We start from the raw sequence: 19180 nt of genomic DNA on the forward strand, positions 1-19180 counted from the left end.
GCGGATGGTGCGCCTTGCGCCCGCGCGTCGCCGCCGACCTCGCCAAGGCCGCGGGCCTGGCCTACGAGCCCTCACGCCGCCATCAGGACATCTCCGGCCGCTTCGCCGTGCTGGAGGATGGGTTCGGCTTCCAGCGCGTGCCGGGGCAGCCGGTGTTCGACAAACAGATCGGTCGGCAGAGGGGCGGGGGGTGTGAGATTCTCGCTCGCTCCGCCAGAGCATTTTAGAGCGAAGCGGATTCCGGTTCGCGTGAAGAAAATGCGTCAGAACAAAAAGCTCTAGAAGATCGGCGGTCGGCGCTCGCAGCCATGACCTTTGCGCCTTAAGAGGCCTGAGTGGTGCGACGAGACGCGAAATGGTCGACGGCGTGGTCGGCAAACCGCCGCAGGATTTGCCCGCGATGGGCCCCGCCGCGCGAAGCGAGCACGACCCGCAGCGGGCGCACCTCGTTATCGATCTCCAGCGTCTTCACCCTGCCTCCATCGTATGTGACGGAGGATGGAGGCCGCATCACCAGCAGCGTGAAGCCGAAGCCGGCAGCGACCGCGCTCCGTACCGCTTCCAGCGAGGTGGAAATGTAGGAAATGCGTGGGCTGATCCCGATTTCTTCAAGCAGGTCCTCGAAATAACTCCGGCTCCCCGGCCCGTCGAGCATGACATAGGGTTCGGCGGCGAGATCCGAGAGATTGATCGAGCGGCGGTCGGCCAGCGGATGGTTGGCGGCGAGCACCACCATCGGCCGGAGTGCGGCGAGTTCGACAAAGGCCAGCCCGTCAGGTTCTGCGCCGCGATCATAGGTCAGAGCGAGGTCAATCGAGCCCTCGCGGAGCGCATCGGCGAGATCGGTGAGCGCCATCTCCCTGAGGCGGATGGTGATTCCTGGAGCGATGTCCGCGAATGAACGGATGAGGCGCGCCGCGTAGAAGGGAGAGAGCGTCCAGAATACGCCGAGACGAATCTCGCCCGCCGCTTCCGCGGCCAGCGCCGAGGCTTCGCGCTCGACCTGCTGGGCCTGCTCCTCCAGACGGGTCACGTGCTCCAGAAAGACGCGACCTTGAAGCGTGAGCGTCAGCCCCCGTGCGTGGTGCCGATCGAACAGCGCAAGGCCGGTGACGTCTTCCAGCTTGTCCAGCGCCTGCGCGACCGAGGGCTGGGAGATGTTGAGCGCGCGAGCCGCCTGCGCGATGCCGCCATGCTCGGCGACGGCACGGAAATAGGTGCATTGGCGCAGAGTGTAGCGAACCATATTAAACCTTGTCTAAAACCAAGATATTTGAGTTTTTCCCTATCTTGAAAAAAGATCAATCTGGTTTCCGATCGGCTGCCCTGCTCGACCGGAGTGGCGCCTGCCTGCGAGGACAAGGATCAGCGCATGTCGCCAGCTCAGCCCGTTGCCGAACTGCTCGAGGCCGCCGCGCGGCCGTTCGAGGACGCACGCGCAATGCCGCCAAGCGTCTACACCAGCCCGGAATTCCTTGCGCGCGAGCTGGACACCATCTTCTCCAAGGAGTGGATATGCGTCGGCCGATCCAGCGGCCTCGCCACTGCGGGCGACTACTTGACCTATGAACTTGCCGGCCAGCCGGTAATGGTGCTGCGCGACAAGGAAGGCGAGTTACGCGCTTTTTCCAATGTCTGCCTGCATCGCATGTCGACGCTGCTCGAGGGCACCGGAAACCGGCGCGCGATCGTGTGTCCGTATCACGCCTGGACCTACGGTCTCGACGGCCACCTCCGCGGGGCGCCGTTCATGGCCCAGACCACGGGCTTCTGCAAGGACGACTACGTCCTCCCGTCGATCCGCTGCGAGGAATGGCTTGGGTGGATCTACATAACGCTCGACAAGGATCGCCCGAGCGTTGCCGCGACGCTGCGGCCGCTGGAAGCGATGATCGCCCAGTACCAGATGGAGAACTATGTCGAGTGCTTCCGCGAGACCCACCTATGGGACACCAACTGGAAGGTGCTCGCGGAGAACTTCATGGAGAGCTACCACCTTCCGGTCTGTCACGCCGACACCGTGGGCGGGCACTCAAAACTCGAGGAGATGGAGTGCCCACCGGGCCTCGCCGCCTTCAACTATCACTGGATCACCAAGGAAGCCTCGCTGCCGATCGGGAATGCGCATCCCGACAATACCCGTCTTGAAGGACGCTGGCGCAAGACGACCGCGCTGCTGGCCCTCTATCCCAGCCACCTCATCACCCTGACCCCCGGCTATTTCTGGTACCTGTCCCTGCACCCGAAGGGCACGGGTCAGGTGGCGATGGTGTTCGGCGGCGGGCTGTCGCCGGAATTCATGGCCGATCCACGGGCCGGCGAGTATGTGGCGACGCTCAAGAACCTGCTGGATGAGGTGAATGTCGAGGATCGCGGCTGCACCGAGAAGGTGTTCCGCGGCATGAATGCGGGCGTGGCCTGCGCCGGCCATCTTTCCTATCTGGAGCGGCCGATCTACGATTTCATGCACTACATCGCGGATCGGGCAACCGGCTTCGATCGCTCCTTTGCTCTCGCCGCGGAGTGAGACCATGGCGGGTGAGCGCGCCGACATCGAGGGTCGGCACAATCTGGCATCGCGCCCGGTTCCGGTCTTGCGCAGCCTGACCCGCACGCAGCAAGCGCGATGCCGCCGATTGCCTTAGCGCGGCAGGCCGAATTGCTGGCGCAGCACCTTGTCGAACAGCCGCGCGGGCATGAGGCGGCGCAGCAGGCTGACCTGCTTCGCCACCTTGCCGACAGGGTAGCGGAGCGTGTGGCGCGATGCCGTGGCCGCCCGTAGCACCGCCTCCGCCACCTCTTCGGGAGTGACCGCCGTGGGCAAGGCCTTCTTGATGAAGTCCTGCACCCAGGCGCGCGCGGCGTCGTACTCTTTCTTCTTGGTGTCCGGCTCGAGCGCGCTCTGGTCGAAACTGCCGGTCACCGTGGCGGGCTCGATCAACGACACGCGGATGTCGAAGGCGCGGACCTCGTGATCGAGCGACTCGGAATAGCCCTCGAGCGCGAACTTGCTGCCGGCGTAATGGGCCGAATACGGCGCCGGCACGATCCCGAGTCCGCTGCTGAGATTGATGATGCGGCCCTGCCCGCGGGTCCGCATCGACGGCAGCACCGCGTTGATGACCCGGACAACCCCGAACAGATTGACGTCGTAGAGGCGCTGGACTTGCGCGACTGACGATTCCTCGGCGCCCCCGAATAGGCCGACGCCGGCATTGTTGACGAGAACATCGATGCGCCCGGTGCGCGCCAGCACCTCGGAGACGAGGGCGGCCACAGAGCCGTCATCCGTCACATCGCAGGTCAGCATCGTGACCTTGCTCGGGGGGACACCGCCCGGCTTGCGGCTGGTGCCGAAGACGGTGAAGCCGGCCCGCGCCAGGGCTTCGGCGCTCGCCCGGCCGATGCCGGACGACGCGCCCGTGACGAGAGCGGTTTTCTGGGAAGGGGAGGGCATGGCTGTTGATCCGGTTTGCTGAAGAGGGGAGGGGGCGCGATCGCGGTGTTGGGGTAGGAGCAGCCGGCACGGCCGTGCGTCGGGGGAGGCGGCACCGCCGTCACTTCAGCGCGACGACGACCTTGCCTTTGGACCGTCCGGTTTCGGTGTAGGCCAAGGCATCATTGGTCGCGTCGAACGGGAAGACCCGATCCACGACCGGGCGAATGATGCCGGCCTCGATCAGCGACGTGATCTGGCTCAACTGCCCGCCCTCCGCCCGCATGAACAGGAAGGAATAGGCGAGCCCTCGGGCTTTGGCCTTCCGTCGGATGCCGAAGCTGAGAAGGCGCATGAGCTGACGCAGAAGCCAGTTCAACCCTTGTTGCCGCGCGAAATCGGGGTCCGGCGGACCGGAGATCGAGATCAGCTTGCCCCCGCGCTTCAGCACGCTCAGGGATTTCTGGAGCGTCGCGCCATCGAGGCTGTTGAGCACGACGTCGTAACCCGACAGCACCGCCGCGAAATCCTGCGTCTTGTAGTCGATCACGACATCGGCGCCGAGGCGTCTGACCAGATCGACATTGGCGGTGCTGGTCGTCGTCGCGACCGTGGCGCCGAGATGCTTGGCCAGCTGGATGGCGAATGTCCCGACGCCGCCCGAGCCCGCATGGATGAGGACCTTCTGCCCCTTGCGCAGACCGGCGCGTTCCACCAGTGCCTGCCAGGCGGTCAGCCCGACCAGCGGAACCGACGCCGCCTCCGCCATGGTCAGGTTCGTCGGCTTCAGCGCCAGATCGTCCTCATGGACGGCGATCCGCTCCGCGAAGGTCCCGATGCGGCCATCGCGCGGGCGGGCATAGACCTCGTCACCCACCTTGAAACGGCGGACCTTGGCCCCGACGCGGACGACCCGCCCGGCCATGTCGTGTCCGAGGATGAGCGGCGGGCGATAGGGAAGGATGGGCTTGAAGGCGCCGTCGCGGATCTTGGAATCCAGAGGGTTGAGCCCGGCGGCGTGGATCTCGACCAGGACATCCTCATCGCCCACCGCCGGCTCCGGCCAATCGCCGAAGCGCAGGGCGCCACCCTTCCTGTACTTGTCGAGGATGAAGGCCTTCATGATGATCCATTCTCCGGGTTGCCGTGGGCGTTCGCCTCGCGGGAAAGGGCCGCGAGGCGAGCTGGGCCTTGGCGGCGCGAGTGCTCAATCGGCCGCCCGGTAGCGGGCAGCGGCGTGTTCCTGGCCTATGTTCGGCAGCATGGCCTGACGCGCGGCCTGGAAGGCGTTCCACTGCTCCACATCGGGCAGCGGCGGGATCGTGACGGCCTCGCGGCGGTCGAAGCCGGTCATGGCCGCGTCTACCAGCTCATCGACGCTCATCACCCCGGACATGGTGTCGACGTCCGCGCCGGCATGGCTCCAGATTTCGGTGCGCGTGGCGGCGGGAAGCACCGCTTGGACATAGACGCCCCTCGGGCCGAGTTCGACGCTGAGCCCCTGCGACAGGAACTGCACGAAGGCCTTGGTCGCACCATAGACCGTCATCCCGAACTCGGGCGCCAGACCGACCACCGAGCCGATGTTGACGATCGCGCCCTCGCCGGCCTGTGCCAGACGCGGGGCGATGGCGCTGGCCAGCCGCAGCACGGCGGTGGTGTTGAGGGCGAGCAGCCGCGCGACATCATCGGTGCTCTGCTCGACGAAGCTCCCGCCGATGGCGGTGCCGGCATTGTTGATGAGGATGCCGATGCGCGCATCCTCGCGCAGCCGGGCTTCCACGACGCCGAGGTCGGCGGGCTGCGTGAGATCCGCCGCGATGATGTCGATCGCCACGCCGGTCTCTTCGCGCAGGCGAGCCGCCAGCGCCTCCATGCGCGCCGTGTTGCGGGCAACCAGCACCAGATCGTGCCCACGCCGGGCGAAACGCTCGGCGTAAGCCGCGCCGATACCGGTCGACGCGCCGGTGACGAGAACGGAGGGATGCGAGGCCATGGGGTTGCTCTCTTTGCAATTCGAAATCATATACATGATATTCATCATGATTAGCCTTAAATATGATGATCATCATGTAACTGTCAATGAGGTTCCGGGAGATTTCGAAATGAAGGTCAGCCGCGAGCAGATGGCGGAGAACCGCCGCCGCATCCTGGAGGTCGCCAGCGAGCTGTTTCGCGACAGGGGGTTCGACGCGGTCAGCGTGGCGGAAGTGATGAAGGCCGCCGGGCTCACCCATGGCGGCTTCTATGGGCATTTCAGTTCAAAGGATGATCTGGTCGCGCAGACGCTGGCCCATGTCCTCGCGGCGGACTCGGGTGAAGGTGGCGATTTCCGCGCCTATCTCGGATCCTATCTGTCGCCGCGCCATCGCGACAACCCGGCCGCGGGTTGCCCCACGGCAGGGCTCGCCGCCGCCATCCGCCACCAGACCCCGGCGGCACGCGGCGCGATGACGGAAGGGCTTCGCGCCCAGATCGCCCGTATCGAGAAGGCACTCCCGGAGCTGGATCCGGCAGACCGGCACCGGGCAGCGATCGGCAGCTGGGCGGCGATGGTCGGGGCCGTCATTCTCGCCCGGGCCATTGCTGATCCCGCTCTTTCGGACGAGATCCTCGAGCAGACGCGGGCCTGGATCGAGGCGGGGATCAAGGATGGGGCAACCTTGTAGTTCCGAGGTCTGCGAACGGAGGGACATCTGGAGGACCGTTACGAGCACGCCTGAGGAGGTCGTGGATGACCGGGTCTGATCCCCGGATCACGTCCGGGGGCGGCCATGACGTCGCTGGGAGACCAACGGTGTGCGGGGGGCATAGCGGCTCAGCAATGGCTCCCATCCGGAACGCCGTCATCCCCGGGCTTGGCCCGGGGACCCACGCCTTGCCCGCCGCCCGCGCACGAGCCCAAGACGTGGATGGCCGGGTCGAGCCCGGCCATGACGTGGTGACGTTGGGGGCCCCATCGTGCAGCCGGGACCCCGCGTGAGACGCCGCCGCGGGCAGTAATCCTCCTCTGCAAAGGGCGTAACCAAGCTCGCACCCTCCACCACCCATCCCCCCTTGCCACGCGGCGCCTCCAACGCCATCTGGGCAGCATGAGACGGCGGCGCGGGACGTCGCTTGTGACAGGGGCCGGCGGCGTCGTTTGGGCGTCGTGCGGGCGTGGCGGAGACGAAGATCATGGCCGGGCTCAAACTGATCGCGCTGGATGCGGAAGACCTCGCCGTTCTCTCGGTGCATATGCAGGACGCCATCGTGACGGTGGGCGAGATGACCTATCTGCCGAAGGAGCGGCGCTTCGTGCTGCTGGCCAACCGGTTCGATTGGGAAAAGGCGATCCAGGCCGAGGCGATGGCCGAGCCCGATGCGCCGTTCGGCGCGGCGGCGGCGAGCGCGGGGCCGTGCGTGCGCCGGCGCTCCGGCATGCGCTTCGAGCGCGTGCTGGCGGCACGGGTGCGCGGCATCGACCTCAAGAACAAGCTCGGCGTGCTCAATCTGCTGGCGCTGAAATTCGAGGAAACCCAGTCCCCCTCCGGGACGGTGAGCTTCCTGTTCTCCGGCGGCGGCGAGGTGCAGCTCGATGTCGAGTGCATGGAAGCGGGCCTTGAAGATCTCGGCCCCGCCTGGGATGCCGCCGGCACACCCTGCCACGATGTGAAATGAGCTCCGCCGGCCCGTGCTGTCCGGCGGGCGCGGGCGGCGCGCCAGGGTCCGCCATTGCCTCTTGTGTTCCGCCGGCCCGGTTGTGATAGGACGGGGGAGCTCAAGCGCGCCCCGTGCGGCTGGAGCGTTGTCGCGTCCACCGCATGCGCCTGCCAGGTTTCATCATGCCGCTTCGCCTCTCCACCGCCGATCCTGATTTTGCCGCGCGCTTTTCGGCCTTTCTCGGCACCAAGCGGGAAGTATCGCAGGATGTCGCCGACGCGGTGGCGCGCATCATCAACGACGTGCGCGCGCGCGGCGACGCGGCGCTGATTGATTTTTCCCGCCAGTTCGACCGGGTGGACCTCGCCACAATCGGCATCCGCGTGACGGAAGCCGAGATCGACGCGGCGGTGGCCGCCGCCGACCCCGCGACCCGCGCGGCGCTGGCCTTCGCCCATGAGCGCATCCGCTCCCATCACGCCCGCCAGCTTCCTGCCAGCGGTCGCTATGTCGATGCCGCCGGCGTCGAGCTGGGCCATCGCTGGACGGCGGTCGAAGCGGTCGGCCTTTATGTGCCGGGCGGTACGGCGGCTTACCCGTCTTCGGTGCTGATGAACGCCGTGCCGGCCAAGGTGGCGGGCGTCGGTCGCCTCGCCATGGTGGTGCCGGCGCCCGATGGCGTGCTCAACCCGCTGGTGCTGGCCGCCGCGCGGCTGGCCGGCGTCGACGAGGTCTACCGCGTCGGCGGGGCGCAGGCGGTGGCCGCGCTTGCTTATGGGACGCAGACCATCGCCCCGGTGGCCAAGATCGTCGGGCCCGGCAATGCCTATGTGGCCGCCGCCAAGCGCCATGTGTTCGGCACGGTCGGCATCGACATGGTGGCCGGCCCCTCCGAGGTGCTGGTGATCGCCGATGGCGAGCAGAACCCGGACTGGATCGCCGCCGATTTGCTGGCGCAGGCCGAGCACGACACGGCGGCGCAGTCGATCCTGATGACCGATGACGCGGCGCTGGCCGAGGCGGTGATCGCTTCGGTCGAGCGCCAGCTCGCCACCCTGCCGCGCCGCGACATCGCCACGGCGAGCTGGGCCGATTACGGCGCGGTCATCCTGCTGCGCAGCCTGGATGAAGCCCCCGCGCTGTCCGACCGCATCGCCCCCGAGCACCTAGAAATCATGGCCGCCGATCCCGAGGCGCTGGTGGAGCGCATCCGCCATGCCGGGGCGATCTTTATCGGCGCCCATACGCCGGAGGCGATCGGCGATTATGTCGGCGGCTCCAACCATGTGCTGCCCACCGCGCGCTCGGCCCGCTTCTCCTCCGGGCTCGGCGTGCTCGATTTCATGAAGCGTACCTCGATCCTCAAATGCGGCCCCGAGCAGCTTCGCGCGCTCGGCCCCGCGGCCATCGCGCTCGGCGAGGCGGAAGGGCTCGGCGCCCACGCCCGCTCGGTCGCGATCCGGCTCAACCTCTGACGGAGGGGCCATGGGTGACGGTGACAATCCGGGCGGTGACGTTCCGGGGGAGGGCGGTTCGGGGGAATATCCTCAGGAGAAAGACCCCCACGCCGCCACCCGCCGCCTCGCGGCGGTGACGCTCGATCCGGCCTCGATCGGTCGCGCCAGCCGCGATGTCGAGCATGAGCGCGCCGTGGCCATTTACGACCTGCTGGAAGAGAACAGCTTCGCGCCGCTGGGCGATGACGGGGCCGGCCCCTATTGCCTGGCCATTTCGCTCACCGAGGGCCGTCTTCTGCTCGACATCACCCGGCAGGATGGCGGCGCGGTGGTGCAGCACCATCTCTCCCTCACCCCGCTGCGGCGGGTGGTGCGCGATTATTTTCTCGTCTGCGAGAGCTATTATTCCGCCATCCGCACCCTGAGCCCCTCGCAGATCGAGGCGATCGACATGGGCCGGCGCGGTCTGCACAATGAAGGCTCGGAGGTGCTGCGCGAGCGGCTGAAGGACAAGGTCGCCCTCGATTTCAGCACCGCCCGGCGTCTGTTCACGCTGGTCTGCGCGCTGCACTGGAAAGGCTGAGCGTGGACGGCCCTCCCGGCACCGCTGCCCTCGAAGGTCCCGTAGGTTCCACGCGCCGCGCGCGTCCGCAATCGGTGCTGTTCATGTGCGGGCAGAATGTGGTGCGCTCGCCCATGGCGGCGATTCTCGCCCGCCATCTGTTCGGCCGTTCGCTCTATGTCGGCTCGGCCGGCGTCATCAAGGGCGAGAACGACCCCTTCGTGCGCGCCGCCATCGACGAGATCGGCCTCGACCTCAGCCGGCACCGGCCGCAGACGCTGGAGGAGCTGGAGGAGAATGAGGGCCTCGCCTTCGACCTCGTCATTACCCTCTCGCCCGACGCCCATCACCGCGCGCTGGAACTGACCCGCACCAACGCCATCGATGTCGAATACTGGCCGACCCCCGACCCCTCGCTGGCGAGCGGAAATCGCGAGCAGCGCATGGATGCCTACCGCACGGTGCGCGACGAGCTGGAAATGCGCATCAAGCGACGCTTTCGCGCCTGATCGTCGACCTCACTGGCCTGATCGTTCACCTCACTGCACCGATAAGCCGTTCAATTTTGGCCCGGATTGAACTAGCGTGCGCCCCGACATGACCGCCCGTCGATGCGGCGGAATCAGGAGTTTTCTTGCGTGAATAGCCGCCCCAGACTGGTGCTGGCCTCGGGTTCGCCGCGCCGCCTCGCGCTGCTGGCCCAGGCCGGAATCGAACCCGAAGCCCTCCTCCCGGCTGATATCGACGAGACGCCCGAGCGCGGCGAGCTGCCCCGCCGTCTCGCCCAACGCCTTGCGCAGCAAAAGCTTTTGGCCGCCGACGCACGTCGCAAGCTGACCAGCGAGTATGACGGCGCCTATCTCCTCGCCGCCGATACGGTGGTGGCGGTGGGCCGTCGCATCCTGCCCAAGCCGGAGATCGCGGAGGAGGCCGCCGATTGCCTGCGCCTGCTGTCGGGCCGCGCCCACCGGGTCTATACCGGCATCGCCCTGATGACCCCGAAGGGCGCCATCCGCACCCGCCTGGTCGAAACCCGCGTCCGTTTCAAGCGTTTGTCCCGCGAGGAAATGGACGCCTACCTCGCCTCCCGCGAATGGCAGGGCAAGGCAGGAGGCTATGCAATTCAAGGACTTGCCGGCACATTCGTCATCAAGCTGGTCGGCTCCTACAGCAATGTCGTCGGCCTGCCGCTGGCGGAAACCGTGGCCCTGCTGGCGGGCGAACGCTTCCCGGTGTTGCAGCGTTGGGGCCATCCGGCGTGAAGGGAGGAGCCCGCCATGGTGGATGAACCGCCCGCCGCCAAGCCATGCCCGATCTGCGGCAAGCCGATGGTGGAGAAGTACAAACCCTTCTGCTCCAGCCGCTGCGCCGATGTCGATCTGCACCGCTGGCTCACCGGCGCCTATGCCATTCCGGTGACGGAGGAAGACGACGAGGACGGCGAGGAACCCTCCCTCGCTCCCGCGCCGCCCCGCGAGAGGTAGTATGCAGCCTCGATCCAGGCTGAAGCGGGCCTGACGCTCGGATTGCCGGTGCGGCGCGCCGGGTGGGCGGCGAATGTCGGCCAACCACGCAAGGGCTTCCGACGTTCCCGACATTCAAGGGTGATGCCCGTCGCTTCTCTGTCATGTCTGGGGAAAAGCCCGCACATTCCGGCCCCAGGCATATGGACAGCGGCAGGGGGAGACTCTATAACCCGCCCGCTCCGCACGGCCTTCGCGCCATGCCGGTATGCCCAGGTAGCTCAGCTGGTAGAGCATGCGACTGAAAATCGCAGTGTCGGCGGTTCGACTCCGTCCCTGGGCACCATTTCCTCGCTTTAGGCCGCTCGCCGAAGCTCAGAAACCCCGAAATTCATTGAGGTTAGGCCAGTCTCGAAGCTCATAGCGGCTTTGGGTGGCTCGTTGGCATCCGTGAAATTTGTTGGCATGGTCGTTGGCATCCGCGGATGCCAACAAATCGCGATGCCAACAGGGGGCGCCTCGAATGCCATTGACAGATGTCGCGATCCGGCAGGCTAAGGGCGGTGATAAGCCATTCAAGCTGTCAGATGGAGGCGGGCTGCATCTTCTCGTTACACCCACCGGCTCCAAGCTCTGGAGGCTATCCTACCGGTTCGACGGGAAGGTAACGGGCATTCGGGTGCTTTTCTGCGATGGATGATCGCAGGCATGTGGGCGGCGGCCAGCGTAGCGGCTGCTGGAGCGGGCCGGCCTTCAACTGATAAGCGTCGCGGCGGGGCTCAGGAGCGCGCGCGTCGCCCTCCGCCGAGGCGGGAACGGGCGGGCCGGCGCGGGAGGAAGAACAGGGCCCGGCCCTCGACCAGAAAGGCAATGCCGAGCCGGGCGCCGATCATCATGCCCGCGACCGCAAGGGGAAAGGAGAGCGCCATCAGCGAGCCGGCGGTGATGCCCTGCCCGATGGTGCACCCGCCGCACAGCACGCCGCCGGCGCCCATCAGCACGGCGCCCAGCAGATGCCGCTTCATCTCGCGGGCGTCGTCGAAGGCTTCCCAGCGGAACTCGTCGCCCGCCCGTGCGGCGGCGAAGGCGCCAAGGATCACGCCGACGATCGAGCCGGTGCCGAAATTCAGCAGCGTCGCGCCGTCGAGCAGTAGCCCGTGCAGGGTGATCGCGACCGGCGCGACGAAGGTCAGGCTCTGCGGCCGGGCCGCCTGCTGGAATTCGTCGACGAGAAACTGCGTCGCCAGCCAACCGCCGATCACCCCGGCGCCGAGCACGACACCGGCCGCAAGCAGGCGCCGCGCCTTGCGCAGGCGCGTGTCGGCCACGGCGAGAGCGATGAGGATGGCGGCGATGCCGGCCGCAAGTAGGGCGCGGCTCGACAGGCCGAGCAAGGGCTCGATCAGGCCCGGCAGGTCGGCCTGTCCGGAGTGGGGGATGGCGAGAGCCCAGGCCTCGCCGAAGGCGATCCTGTAGGTCGCCAGCGTGCCGCGCAGCATGGCGTAGGCGGTTATGCCGAAGACCAGGAGAACCACAAGGCTACGCAGATCACCGGAGCCCAGCCGGATGCAACTGCCAAACGCGCAGGTGCCGACCAGCGCCATGCCGAGGCCAAACATGACGCCGCCGAACGCGATGCCGATCCACGGCAGCGCGCCGGGGACGTAGGAGGTTGCCTGCGGATCGAGCAGGCCGGTCAGGACGAGGAATTGCGTGCCGGCAATGGCGATACCCAGCGCCAGGCCGAAGACGCGCAGCCGGCGGGTATCGGAGCCCACCAGCGCGTCCTCGATGGCGCCAAAGCTGCACAGGCGGGCGCGACGGGTGGTGAAGCCCACGGCGATCCCGATGGCGAGGCCGGCGAGGGCGGCCCACCACGCATTGAGGTCGTCCATTGCGCCTGGTCCTCCCGTCCCATGGCTCCCGCGGGCATTGGTGCCCATCTCGGCCGGCGCTTATGTGGCTCAGTCTTCCTTGGTTCCGCAGAAGATGTCGTAGATCACGCTGATCAGCCGGCGCACATCCTCGTCGGCTAGGCTGTAATAGACCGTCTTGCCGTCGCGCCGGGTAGTGACGAGGTCGTCCAGCCGCAGGCGGGCAAGCTGCTGCGACACGGTCGGCTGGCGCAACGACAGGATGTTTTCAAGCTCGGTGACGGAGCGCTCGCGCTCCGCCAGCAGGCACAGCAGCAGCAGGCGGTTCTCATGCGAGACGGCCTTGAGGAAGTCGCTCGCTTCCCGCGCATTGCGCATGAGACGGTCGAGCTCCGGCGAGACCTCCGGGCCGTCGCGTAACTCGTCCTCAATGCGTTTGGAAACAATTCCAGTCATCACCACGTCGCTTTCAATTCCAGCCTATCGGACTCGCCCCGCCTGCAAAAGCGTCATGGCGTCCGCGGCAATTTCTTGGTCAGTTCCGCGAGCAGCCCCCAGAAAGCCTCCTCGCCGGCATAGCCTGGGATCCTCCCGACCTCGCGCCCATTCTCGACCAGCACGAAGGTCGGAGTGTAGCGCACTGGCGCGGCCAGAGTGGCCAGCGCGGCATCGTCGTCGCCGAGATCGAGCCGGCGCAGCGGCGCCACACGCCCCTCCTCGGTCTCAGGATAGATGGGGGCGATCTCACGGTCGAAGCGCTGGCACCAGACGCAGCCCGGCTGCTCGAACACCAGTAGTTCTGCCGCCTTCGCCGGCGCCGCGCCCCACAACGCGCCTGCGATCGCGCCGAAGACGGCGACGCTGGCAAACGCCGTGCCGCGCCATCCGCTCATCTTTCCGTGAAGCCGTGGCTGTATGATCTCTACCAGATGACGTTGTCTCATTCCCATTATATAAACGCATTCGAATATGAATTCGATGGCCAATCCGCCGCAGAGCGGAGCGGGCCGTGAGGAAACGCCGTGTCGCTCGATATAACGTTGCCCGGGGCCTTCGGGGCCGGCCTCCTTTCCTTCGCCTCGCCCTGCGTGCTGCCGCTTGTCCCGGCCTATCTCGGCTTTCTGGGTGGTGCCGGTCGCGGCATCTCCGGCGGGTGCGTGACGCGCGCGCGGCTGGTCGCTCTCTCCGTGGCTTTCGTCGCCGGCTTTTCCAGCGTTTTCATCCTGCTCGGCGCCACCGCCTCGCAGCTTGGCCAGTGGTTTGCCGTGCACGCACCGGTTCTGACGATCGTGGCGGGAGCGATGCTGATCCTGTTCGGCCTGCATTTCCTCGGCCTGCTGCGCCTTCCGCTGCTCTACCGCCGGGTGGCGCCGGATGTGGCACGCGCCCCCGCCGGGCTCGCCGGCGCCTATCTGGTCGGGCTCGCCTTCGGTTTCGGCTGGACGCCCTGCGTCGGGCCGATCCTGTCGATGATCCTCATCATCGCCGGCACCGAGGATTCCCTCTCCAAAGGCGTGCTGCTGCTGTCCACCTATGCCGCCGGGATCGGCCTGCCCTTCATCGCGGCAGCGGCATTCTCAACCGGCTTCCTGCGCTGGTCGGCGGCGATGCGCTCGCGCCTCGGCCTGGTCGAGAAGGCCTCCGGCGTGCTGCTGGTCGCCACCGGCGTCGTCTTCATCGGCGGCTGGATGCCGCAATTATCCGCCTGGCTGCTCGATACCTTCCCCACACTCGGCGCGATCGGATAAGGCGCGCCCGTGAGATGGAGCCGATCATGGAACTCCACTTGACCCGCCGTTCGCTTGCCCTTGCCACAAGCGCGCTGCTTCTCGCTCCCGGCGCCGGCCGCGCCGCGACCCTCCTCGGCGAGGACGGGCTGTATGTACAGGACTGGTATGTCGAGAGTTTCCTCGACCTCTCCGAGGATTTCGCAGCGGCAAGGGCGGCGGGAAAGGGCTTCGCGCTTCAATGGAGCCAACGCGGTTGCCCGCTCTGCAAGCGGCTGCATACGGAGTATTTCGCCGATCCGGTCATCGAATCCTATGTGCGCGACCACTTCAGTGTCGTCCATCTCGACATTTTCGGTTCGCGCGAGGTGACGGGCTTCGAGAGCGCAGCGCGGTCGGAGAAGGCCCTTGCAGGGCAGTATGCGGTGCGGGCGACGCCCACCTTCCAGTTCTTCGGCATGCGGGGCGGCCGGGTGGTGGAGGTGGCCCGGCTGCCGGGTCTGCTGCCCAAGCCCGAGTTCCTGGCCATGTTCAAATATGTCGAAGCCGGCGCCTATGACGGCACCGGCTTCGAAGCCTGGATGGCGGCGCAGAAGGCGCCTTAGGTGGTCAGCTATTTGTTGACCGGCGAGTTCGGATCGAACAGATACGCCACCACATCCTTGATCTGCTGTTCGGTCAGCACGTCGTTGACGCCGAAGCGCGGCATGCTCGAACAAGCGAGCGAGGCCTGCGCGTCATAGACCTTGGCGAAGGTCGCCTTCGCATCGGCCGGATCGTAATTGCGCTCGCGGCCATAGCCAACGAGGCTGGGCCCGAGCGTGCCATAGCTCACTTCTTTGGGGTCGAGCTGGTGGCAGGCATAGCAATTGCCGCCGCTTACCGTGCCTGGCGGATCGCTGAACTGCCCGCCGCGCCCGTTCTGGGCGACCTTGGCGCCTTCCTTCCAGTCCCCGAGGATGGCGCCCTGTGGGAAGATGATCCTTACCTCCTCGCTCTTCATGATTGCGCTCGCCTGTTCGGGCGAGGGGTTATTGCGGGTCAGCGAGCAGATGCGCTGCGTTTCGTCCTGCTGGAGACGCGATTGCCATCCCTCCGGCAGCTTGGTGAAGCCCGCCTTGACCACCGCATCAACCCGCGCCGGGTCGATGGCAGGCGTTCTGGTCGCATCCTGCGCGGTCGCGGCGAGTGGAGAAAGGAGGACGGTGCCAGCGAGCGCGGCGCGCGCCAGAAAGGTATGAACAGTCATTTTCGCCTCCCTCAACGCTTGATCGACGGCACTTTGAGCTCACCGCCCTCTGCCTGTTTCGTCAGATAGAGGGTGAGGGCGGTCACCACGTCCGAGCCATAGTCGGGCGGGGGCATGCGCATCTGCCGGTAGCAGTCCCACATGCGGTGCTGCATGGTGCGCAGCGCGCTTTGCGAGACGCGGTAGGTCGGCCAGGTGCCCATGGTCAGCTGCGCGTCCTTGCCCGGGACGTCGAGCTGCGGCAGCGCCTGAAGGCGGATACGCTTACCGGCGTCGCCATGGCAGGTGGAACAGGAAAAGTCGTTGATCGAGGAGCGGCGGAAGAACAGAGCCTCGCCGATCGCATACATATCCTTCTCCTGCGGTGTCGCCAGCTCCACATGGAGCTTCATGCCGTCCGACTTGTTGGCGATGAAGGCGACGAGATCCTCCATGTCGGAGGTCCGGCCGGGGCCGGAGAACGGCTTGGCGACGATCGGCTTGGTATCCAAGCCTTGAATCGTCTGCATGCACCACAGCAGGCGCTGTTCAAGGTCCATCACCTTGTCCGCATCGGCGAAATAGCGCGGCAGATGGGCGTAGGCGCCTTCGAGCTTGCCCGGTCCCTCGCCGAGGTCGCAGCTCTCCAGCGAGACGTTCTTGGTGCCGCGTGGCTCACTCCACAGCACTTCGCCCCGGTCGACATTGAGGTAGCCCGGATTGGCCATCGGGTCCTCGATCATCTGCCGGTAGCGTTCGATCTCCTTCTCGCTCTCATCTTCGGCGCCCTGAGCCGTGGTCAGGATGAAGGGCAGCGCGAGGAGGGCGAGGGCCACGCACCCGGCGACGAAGCGTCGCGTCGGTTGGGCGTGTTCCTTGGGTCGTATCTGTTCCTTGGGCATGTGCTTCCCCAGCTGTTGAGCCGCGGCCTCACCCTTCTTGCGAGGATGTTGAAGCGGTCTCCGTGGCGAGCGATGATAGGCTTTGGCGATCGCTCGATAGTCCACTTTACATTCAAAAAATTTAATATCACAATATGTATGTTCGTCACCGGCGAAAAATGATCGCTGACGATTAAATCAAAGCAAAAACAAAGAGTTGGCGTTCGACGCCAGCAGGAGGACGCCTGATGCAACTTCGCAGTTGGACTCCGTCGCGACGGGAAACCATGGGACTCGGCCTGACCGCCATGCTGGCGGCGGCGCTCGCCCCCCACCTTGTCATGGCGACCGAGGAAGCGACCGCGGCCGAGCTCAAGAAGCTCTATGGCGACAAGCCGATGGCGCAGGGCAAGATCAAGCTCGATCTGCCCGAAATCGCCGAAAACGGCCTCGTCGTGCCGCTCAATATCGACGTGGAAAGCCCGATGACCGAGCAGGACTACGTCAGGGCCGTCCATGTCTTCGCCGATGGCAATCCGCTGCCTCAGGTCGTGACCTACAAGTTCACACCCCAGTCCGGGAAGGCGGCGGCCTCGGTCCGCATGCGCCTCGCCCAGACGCAGAACGTCGTCGCCGTGGCCGAGATGTCGAACGGCGCGCTCTTCACCGCCAAGGCGCAGGTGAAGGTCACGATCGGCGGCTGCGGCGGCTGAGCGGCGCGTCCGGCCTTCACGGCCGCGCGCATCGACATCTGGGGAAACGACAAGGAAACGCCAACATGGCCATCAAGTCCAAGCCGCGCGTCAAAGCGCCTTCCGAAGCGAAGGCCGGCGAGATCATCGAGATCAAGACCCTCATCTCGCACGAGATGGAGAGCGGGCAGCGCAAGGATTCCACCGGCAAGCCCATTCCACGCGCCATCATCAACAAGTTCACCGCCGCCTTCAACGGCAAGACTTTCTTCGAGGCGGACTGGTTCACCTCCATCTCGGCGAACCCGTATCAGGCCTTCTTCTACAAGGCGTCCGAAACGGGCGAGTTCACCTTCACCTGGAAGGACGACGACGGCTCCGAACAGACGGCGAGCGCCAAGCTCACCGTTGCCTGATCCGTCCGCCCCACCATGGGCCGGCGTCCAACAGGGATGACCTGCCAGCAGGGACTTGCCATATGATCTCACGCCGCGATTTCGTGATCGCCGCGATGGCTGCCGGGATGCTCGCATCCGGCGCCCGCGGTGCCTTCGCCCAAGCGGCCCGCTCGGGAAAGATGACGCAGGACGACATACTGCGCTTCGATCCCGTGGGCACGCTCACCATCCTGCACACCACCGATCTGCACGCGCAGCTCGCGCCGATCTACTTCCGCGAACCTTCGGTCAACATCGGGGTCGGCGAGGTGCGCGGCTTGCCGCCGCATCTCGTCGACGAGGCCTTCCTCGCCTATTACAAGCTCGCCGCCGGCGGGCCGGAGGCCTATTCGCTCACCAGCCTCGATTTCGATGCGCTGGCCGGAACCTATGGGCGCATGGGTGGCGTCGACCGCATCGCCACGCTGGTGAAGGCCATCCGCGCCGCGCGCGGCGATGGCAATGTTCTGCTGCTCGACGGCGGTGATGGTCTTCAGGGCAGTTGGAGTTCGCTGCAGACCAAGGGCGAGGACATGGTGCGCGTCTTCGGCGCGCTCGGCACCGATGCCATGGTCGGCCATTGGGAGTTCACCTACGGCGCGGCACGGGTGCAGGAAATCGTCGAGAAGGCGCCGTTCGCCTTCTTGGCGCAGAACATCCGCAGTGTGGAGTGGCAGGAGCCGGTCTTCGAAGCCCGCAAGATGTTCGAGCGTGGCGGCGCCAAGGTCGCCGTCATCGGCCAGGCCTTTCCGCGCACGCCGATCTCCAACCCGCGCTGGATGATCCCCGACTGGGAATTCGGCCTGCGCGAGGAGGACCTGCAGAAGCAGGTGGACGAGGCCCGCGCCGCCGGCGCCAGCGTGGTCGTGCTGCTCTCGCACAACGGCTTCGATGTCGACCGCAAGCTCGCCAGCCGGGTGAAGGGCATCGACGTCATTCTCACCGGCCATACTCATGACGCGCTGCCGGCGCCGGTCATGGTCGGCTTAACGCTGCTCATCGCCACCGGCTCGCATGGCAAGTTCATCTCGCGGCTTGATCTCGACGTGAAGGACGGCAAGGTGGCCGGCTTCCGCTACGGGCTGCTGCCGGTATTCTCCGACGCCATCGCGCCCGACCCGGACATGGCCGCGTTGGTGAAGGAGGTGCGGGCTCCGTACGCGGCCGATCTCGGGCGCGTGGTCGGGCAGGCGGGGAGCCTTCTCTACCGGCGCGGCAATTTCAACGGCACTTTCGACGATATGATCTGCCAGGCCATGCTGGCCGAGCGCGACGCCGAGATCGCCCTCTCGCCGGGGTTCCGCTGGGGTGGCACACTTCTGCCGGGTGACCCGATCACCTTCGAGGCGATCTCCAACGCCACGGCGATCACCTATCCGGCTTGCTATCGTAACATGATGACCGGCCAGCAACTCAAGGACGTGCTTGAGGACGTGGCCGACAATATCTTTACCCCCGACCCCTATTTCCAGGGCGGCGGCGACATGGTCCGTGTCGGTGGGGTCGGCTATGCCATTGATATCGGCCAGCCCATGGGTAAGCGCATAAGTGAGCTGACTTACCTGAAAACCGGGCAACCGCTTGATCCGGCCAAGACCTATGCGGTCGCCGGCTGGGCCAGCGTCAACCAGGGCGTGGACGGTCCGCCGATCTGGGAACTGCTCGAGCGTTACGTCGCCGCGACCAAGACCATCGACATAACGCCGACGGGCTCGGTCAAGGTTTCCGGCACCTGAGGCGGGGGCGGAGGCTTCGATGCACGTCATACTTATTCAAAAATG

23 protein-coding genes, 1 tRNA gene and 1 pseudogene are annotated in these 19180 nt (G+C 66.2%); 16 read left to right on the forward strand and 9 right to left on the reverse strand.

What is annotated here, in order from left to right; genetic code table 11:
• Window positions 1–14 precede the first annotated feature (14 nt).
• A complete protein-coding gene (locus KIP89_RS17975; RefSeq protein WP_213756975.1) occupies window positions 15–227 on the forward strand; it encodes a hypothetical protein in 213 nt (70 codons plus the stop codon).
• A 95-nt stretch (window positions 228–322) separates the two neighbouring features.
• Here the strand turns inward: KIP89_RS17975 and KIP89_RS17980 are convergent, their stop codons facing one another.
• Window positions 323–1246, reverse strand: a complete 924-nt coding sequence (locus KIP89_RS17980) for a LysR family transcriptional regulator (RefSeq protein WP_213756976.1) — start codon at window positions 1244–1246, stop codon at window positions 323–325.
• A gap of 126 nt (window positions 1247–1372) precedes the next feature.
• Between KIP89_RS17980 and KIP89_RS17985 the strand changes: the two genes are divergently transcribed.
• The gene (locus KIP89_RS17985; RefSeq protein WP_213756977.1) at window positions 1373–2527 is read left to right on the forward strand and encodes an aromatic ring-hydroxylating oxygenase subunit alpha; all 1155 of its coding nucleotides are present in this window, start codon (window positions 1373–1375) and stop codon (window positions 2525–2527) included.
• Between the two features lie 114 nt (window positions 2528–2641).
• Here KIP89_RS17985 and KIP89_RS17990 read toward each other — a convergent pair whose 3' ends face one another.
• The 3 genes from KIP89_RS17990 to KIP89_RS18000 all read right to left on the reverse strand — a co-directional run bounded on the left by KIP89_RS17990 (window position 2642) and on the right by KIP89_RS18000 (window position 5432).
• The gene (locus KIP89_RS17990; RefSeq protein WP_213756978.1) at window positions 2642–3457 is read right to left on the reverse strand and encodes an oxidoreductase; all 816 of its coding nucleotides are present in this window, start codon (window positions 3455–3457) and stop codon (window positions 2642–2644) included.
• A gap of 100 nt (window positions 3458–3557) precedes the next feature.
• Window positions 3558–4559 (reverse strand): NADP-dependent oxidoreductase, encoded by a 1002-nt coding sequence (locus tag KIP89_RS17995; RefSeq protein WP_213756979.1) that lies wholly within the window; start codon window positions 4557–4559, stop codon window positions 3558–3560.
• 84 nt (window positions 4560–4643) lie between these two features.
• Entirely contained in the window at window positions 4644–5432 is a 789-nt protein-coding gene (locus tag KIP89_RS18000) for an SDR family NAD(P)-dependent oxidoreductase (protein WP_213756980.1), read from the reverse strand.
• A 109-nt stretch (window positions 5433–5541) separates the two neighbouring features.
• Between KIP89_RS18000 and KIP89_RS18005 the strand changes: the two genes are divergently transcribed.
• The 9 genes and pseudogenes from KIP89_RS18005 to KIP89_RS18045 all read left to right on the forward strand — a co-directional run.
• Window positions 5542–6105: a TetR/AcrR family transcriptional regulator gene (locus tag KIP89_RS18005; protein WP_213757067.1), complete on the forward strand. Its 564-nt coding sequence runs from the start codon at window positions 5542–5544 to the stop codon at window positions 6103–6105.
• Window positions 6106–6613: 508 nt separating this feature from the next.
• Window positions 6614–7096: a DUF2948 family protein gene (locus KIP89_RS18010; protein WP_213756981.1), complete on the forward strand. Its 483-nt coding sequence runs from the start codon at window positions 6614–6616 to the stop codon at window positions 7094–7096.
• A 164-nt stretch (window positions 7097–7260) separates the two neighbouring features.
• Entirely contained in the window at window positions 7261–8553 is a 1293-nt protein-coding gene (gene hisD, locus KIP89_RS18015) for a histidinol dehydrogenase (RefSeq protein ID WP_213756982.1), read from the forward strand.
• Window positions 8554–8563: 10 nt separating this feature from the next.
• Window positions 8564–9118 (forward strand): UPF0262 family protein, encoded by a 555-nt coding sequence (locus KIP89_RS18020; RefSeq protein WP_213756983.1) that lies wholly within the window; start codon window positions 8564–8566, stop codon window positions 9116–9118.
• On the forward strand, window positions 9115–9606 hold the full coding sequence (locus KIP89_RS18025) for an arsenate-mycothiol transferase ArsC (RefSeq protein ID WP_369807200.1): 492 nt from the start codon (window positions 9115–9117) through the stop codon (window positions 9604–9606). Before KIP89_RS18020 ends, KIP89_RS18025 begins: the two co-directional genes overlap by 4 nt.
• 129 nt (window positions 9607–9735) lie before the next feature.
• Window positions 9736–10359: a Maf-like protein gene (locus tag KIP89_RS18030; protein WP_213756984.1), complete on the forward strand. Its 624-nt coding sequence runs from the start codon at window positions 9736–9738 to the stop codon at window positions 10357–10359.
• 15 nt (window positions 10360–10374) lie between these two features.
• Window positions 10375–10581 carry a DNA gyrase inhibitor YacG gene (yacG, locus tag KIP89_RS18035; protein WP_213756985.1) on the forward strand — a complete coding sequence of 69 codons (207 nt, stop codon included), beginning with the start codon at window positions 10375–10377 and terminating at the stop codon, window positions 10579–10581.
• A 249-nt stretch (window positions 10582–10830) separates the two neighbouring features.
• Window positions 10831–10906, forward strand: a tRNA-Phe gene (locus tag KIP89_RS18040).
• A gap of 177 nt (window positions 10907–11083) precedes the next feature.
• Window positions 11084–11224 (forward strand): annotated as a pseudogene (locus tag KIP89_RS18045) (Arm DNA-binding domain-containing protein); the annotation flags it as partial.
• 115 nt (window positions 11225–11339) lie between these two features.
• Here KIP89_RS18045 and KIP89_RS18050 read toward each other — a convergent pair.
• From KIP89_RS18050 to KIP89_RS18060, 3 genes are all read right to left on the reverse strand, one after another.
• Window positions 11340–12455, reverse strand: a complete 1116-nt coding sequence (locus tag KIP89_RS18050) for a YeeE/YedE family protein (protein WP_213756987.1) — start codon at window positions 12453–12455, stop codon at window positions 11340–11342.
• A gap of 69 nt (window positions 12456–12524) precedes the next feature.
• Window positions 12525–12890 carry an ArsR/SmtB family transcription factor gene (locus KIP89_RS18055; protein WP_213756988.1) on the reverse strand — a complete coding sequence of 122 codons (366 nt, stop codon included), beginning with the start codon at window positions 12888–12890 and terminating at the stop codon, window positions 12525–12527.
• A 53-nt stretch (window positions 12891–12943) separates the two neighbouring features.
• Complete coding sequence (locus KIP89_RS18060; RefSeq protein WP_213756989.1) at window positions 12944–13327, reverse strand: thioredoxin family protein; 384 nt, start codon at window positions 13325–13327, stop codon at window positions 12944–12946.
• A 129-nt stretch (window positions 13328–13456) separates the two neighbouring features.
• On the opposite strand from KIP89_RS18060, the gene KIP89_RS18065 reads away from it, so the two are divergent.
• Both KIP89_RS18065 and KIP89_RS18070 read left to right on the forward strand, forming a co-directional pair.
• Window positions 13457–14182 carry a cytochrome c biogenesis CcdA family protein gene (locus tag KIP89_RS18065; RefSeq protein ID WP_213756990.1) on the forward strand — a complete coding sequence of 242 codons (726 nt, stop codon included), beginning with the start codon at window positions 13457–13459 and terminating at the stop codon, window positions 14180–14182.
• 26 nt (window positions 14183–14208) lie between these two features.
• The gene (locus tag KIP89_RS18070) at window positions 14209–14766 is read left to right on the forward strand and encodes a SoxW family protein (protein ID WP_213756991.1); all 558 of its coding nucleotides are present in this window, start codon (window positions 14209–14211) and stop codon (window positions 14764–14766) included.
• An 8-nt stretch (window positions 14767–14774) separates the two neighbouring features.
• Here KIP89_RS18070 and soxX read toward each other — a convergent pair whose 3' ends face one another.
• Both soxX and soxA read right to left on the reverse strand, forming a co-directional pair.
• Window positions 14775–15410, reverse strand: a complete 636-nt coding sequence (gene soxX / locus KIP89_RS18075; protein ID WP_213756992.1) for a sulfur oxidation c-type cytochrome SoxX — start codon at window positions 15408–15410, stop codon at window positions 14775–14777.
• A gap of 11 nt (window positions 15411–15421) precedes the next feature.
• Complete coding sequence (gene soxA, locus KIP89_RS18080; RefSeq protein WP_213756993.1) at window positions 15422–16291, reverse strand: sulfur oxidation c-type cytochrome SoxA; 870 nt, start codon at window positions 16289–16291, stop codon at window positions 15422–15424.
• 227 nt (window positions 16292–16518) lie between these two features.
• Between soxA and soxY the strand changes: the two genes are divergently transcribed.
• The 3 genes from soxY (at window position 16519) to soxB (ending at window position 19135) form a co-directional block, all read left to right on the forward strand.
• Complete coding sequence (gene soxY, locus KIP89_RS18085; protein WP_213756994.1) at window positions 16519–16983, forward strand: thiosulfate oxidation carrier protein SoxY; 465 nt, start codon at window positions 16519–16521, stop codon at window positions 16981–16983.
• 65 nt (window positions 16984–17048) lie between these two features.
• A complete protein-coding gene (gene soxZ, locus KIP89_RS18090; protein WP_213756995.1) occupies window positions 17049–17378 on the forward strand; it encodes a thiosulfate oxidation carrier complex protein SoxZ in 330 nt (109 codons plus the stop codon).
• Window positions 17379–17440: 62 nt separating this feature from the next.
• Entirely contained in the window at window positions 17441–19135 is a 1695-nt protein-coding gene (gene soxB, locus KIP89_RS18095; protein ID WP_213756996.1) for a thiosulfohydrolase SoxB, read from the forward strand.
• Window positions 19136–19180 lie beyond the last annotated feature (45 nt).

The organism is Ancylobacter radicis, assembly GCF_018449475.1.
Lineage (GTDB): Bacteria > Pseudomonadota > Alphaproteobacteria > Rhizobiales > Xanthobacteraceae > Ancylobacter > Ancylobacter radicis.

Excerpts from the sequence above, each read along its gene's own strand:
- hisD (WP_213756982.1), top strand. The coding sequence starts at position 7,261 with ATGCCGCTTCGCCTCTCCACCGCCGATCCTGATTTTGCCGCGCGCTTT.
- KIP89_RS18060 (WP_213756989.1), bottom strand. The coding sequence starts at position 13,327 with ATGAGCGGATGGCGCGGCACGGCGTTTGCCAGCGTCGCCGTCTTCGGC.
- soxX (WP_213756992.1), bottom strand. The coding sequence starts at position 15,410 with ATGACTGTTCATACCTTTCTGGCGCGCGCCGCGCTCGCTGGCACCGTC.
- soxZ (WP_213756995.1), top strand. The coding sequence starts at position 17,049 with ATGGCCATCAAGTCCAAGCCGCGCGTCAAAGCGCCTTCCGAAGCGAAG.
- KIP89_RS18070 (WP_213756991.1), top strand. The coding sequence starts at position 14,209 with ATGGAACTCCACTTGACCCGCCGTTCGCTTGCCCTTGCCACAAGCGCG.
- KIP89_RS17995 (WP_213756979.1), bottom strand. The coding sequence starts at position 4,559 with ATGAAGGCCTTCATCCTCGACAAGTACAGGAAGGGTGGCGCCCTGCGC.
- KIP89_RS17990 (WP_213756978.1), bottom strand. The coding sequence starts at position 3,457 with ATGCCCTCCCCTTCCCAGAAAACCGCTCTCGTCACGGGCGCGTCGTCC.
- KIP89_RS17980 (WP_213756976.1), bottom strand. The coding sequence starts at position 1,246 with ATGGTTCGCTACACTCTGCGCCAATGCACCTATTTCCGTGCCGTCGCC.
- soxY (WP_213756994.1), top strand. The coding sequence starts at position 16,519 with ATGCAACTTCGCAGTTGGACTCCGTCGCGACGGGAAACCATGGGACTC.
- KIP89_RS17985 (WP_213756977.1), top strand. The coding sequence starts at position 1,373 with ATGTCGCCAGCTCAGCCCGTTGCCGAACTGCTCGAGGCCGCCGCGCGG.
- soxA (WP_213756993.1), bottom strand. The coding sequence starts at position 16,291 with ATGCCCAAGGAACAGATACGACCCAAGGAACACGCCCAACCGACGCGA.
- KIP89_RS18020 (WP_213756983.1), top strand. The coding sequence starts at position 8,564 with ATGGGTGACGGTGACAATCCGGGCGGTGACGTTCCGGGGGAGGGCGGT.
- KIP89_RS18005 (WP_213757067.1), top strand. The coding sequence starts at position 5,542 with ATGAAGGTCAGCCGCGAGCAGATGGCGGAGAACCGCCGCCGCATCCTG.
- KIP89_RS18000 (WP_213756980.1), bottom strand. The coding sequence starts at position 5,432 with ATGGCCTCGCATCCCTCCGTTCTCGTCACCGGCGCGTCGACCGGTATC.
- soxB (WP_213756996.1), top strand. The coding sequence starts at position 17,441 with ATGATCTCACGCCGCGATTTCGTGATCGCCGCGATGGCTGCCGGGATG.
- yacG (WP_213756985.1), top strand. The coding sequence starts at position 10,375 with ATGGTGGATGAACCGCCCGCCGCCAAGCCATGCCCGATCTGCGGCAAG.
- KIP89_RS18055 (WP_213756988.1), bottom strand. The coding sequence starts at position 12,890 with ATGACTGGAATTGTTTCCAAACGCATTGAGGACGAGTTACGCGACGGC.
- KIP89_RS18050 (WP_213756987.1), bottom strand. The coding sequence starts at position 12,455 with ATGGACGACCTCAATGCGTGGTGGGCCGCCCTCGCCGGCCTCGCCATC.
- KIP89_RS18010 (WP_213756981.1), top strand. The coding sequence starts at position 6,614 with ATGGCCGGGCTCAAACTGATCGCGCTGGATGCGGAAGACCTCGCCGTT.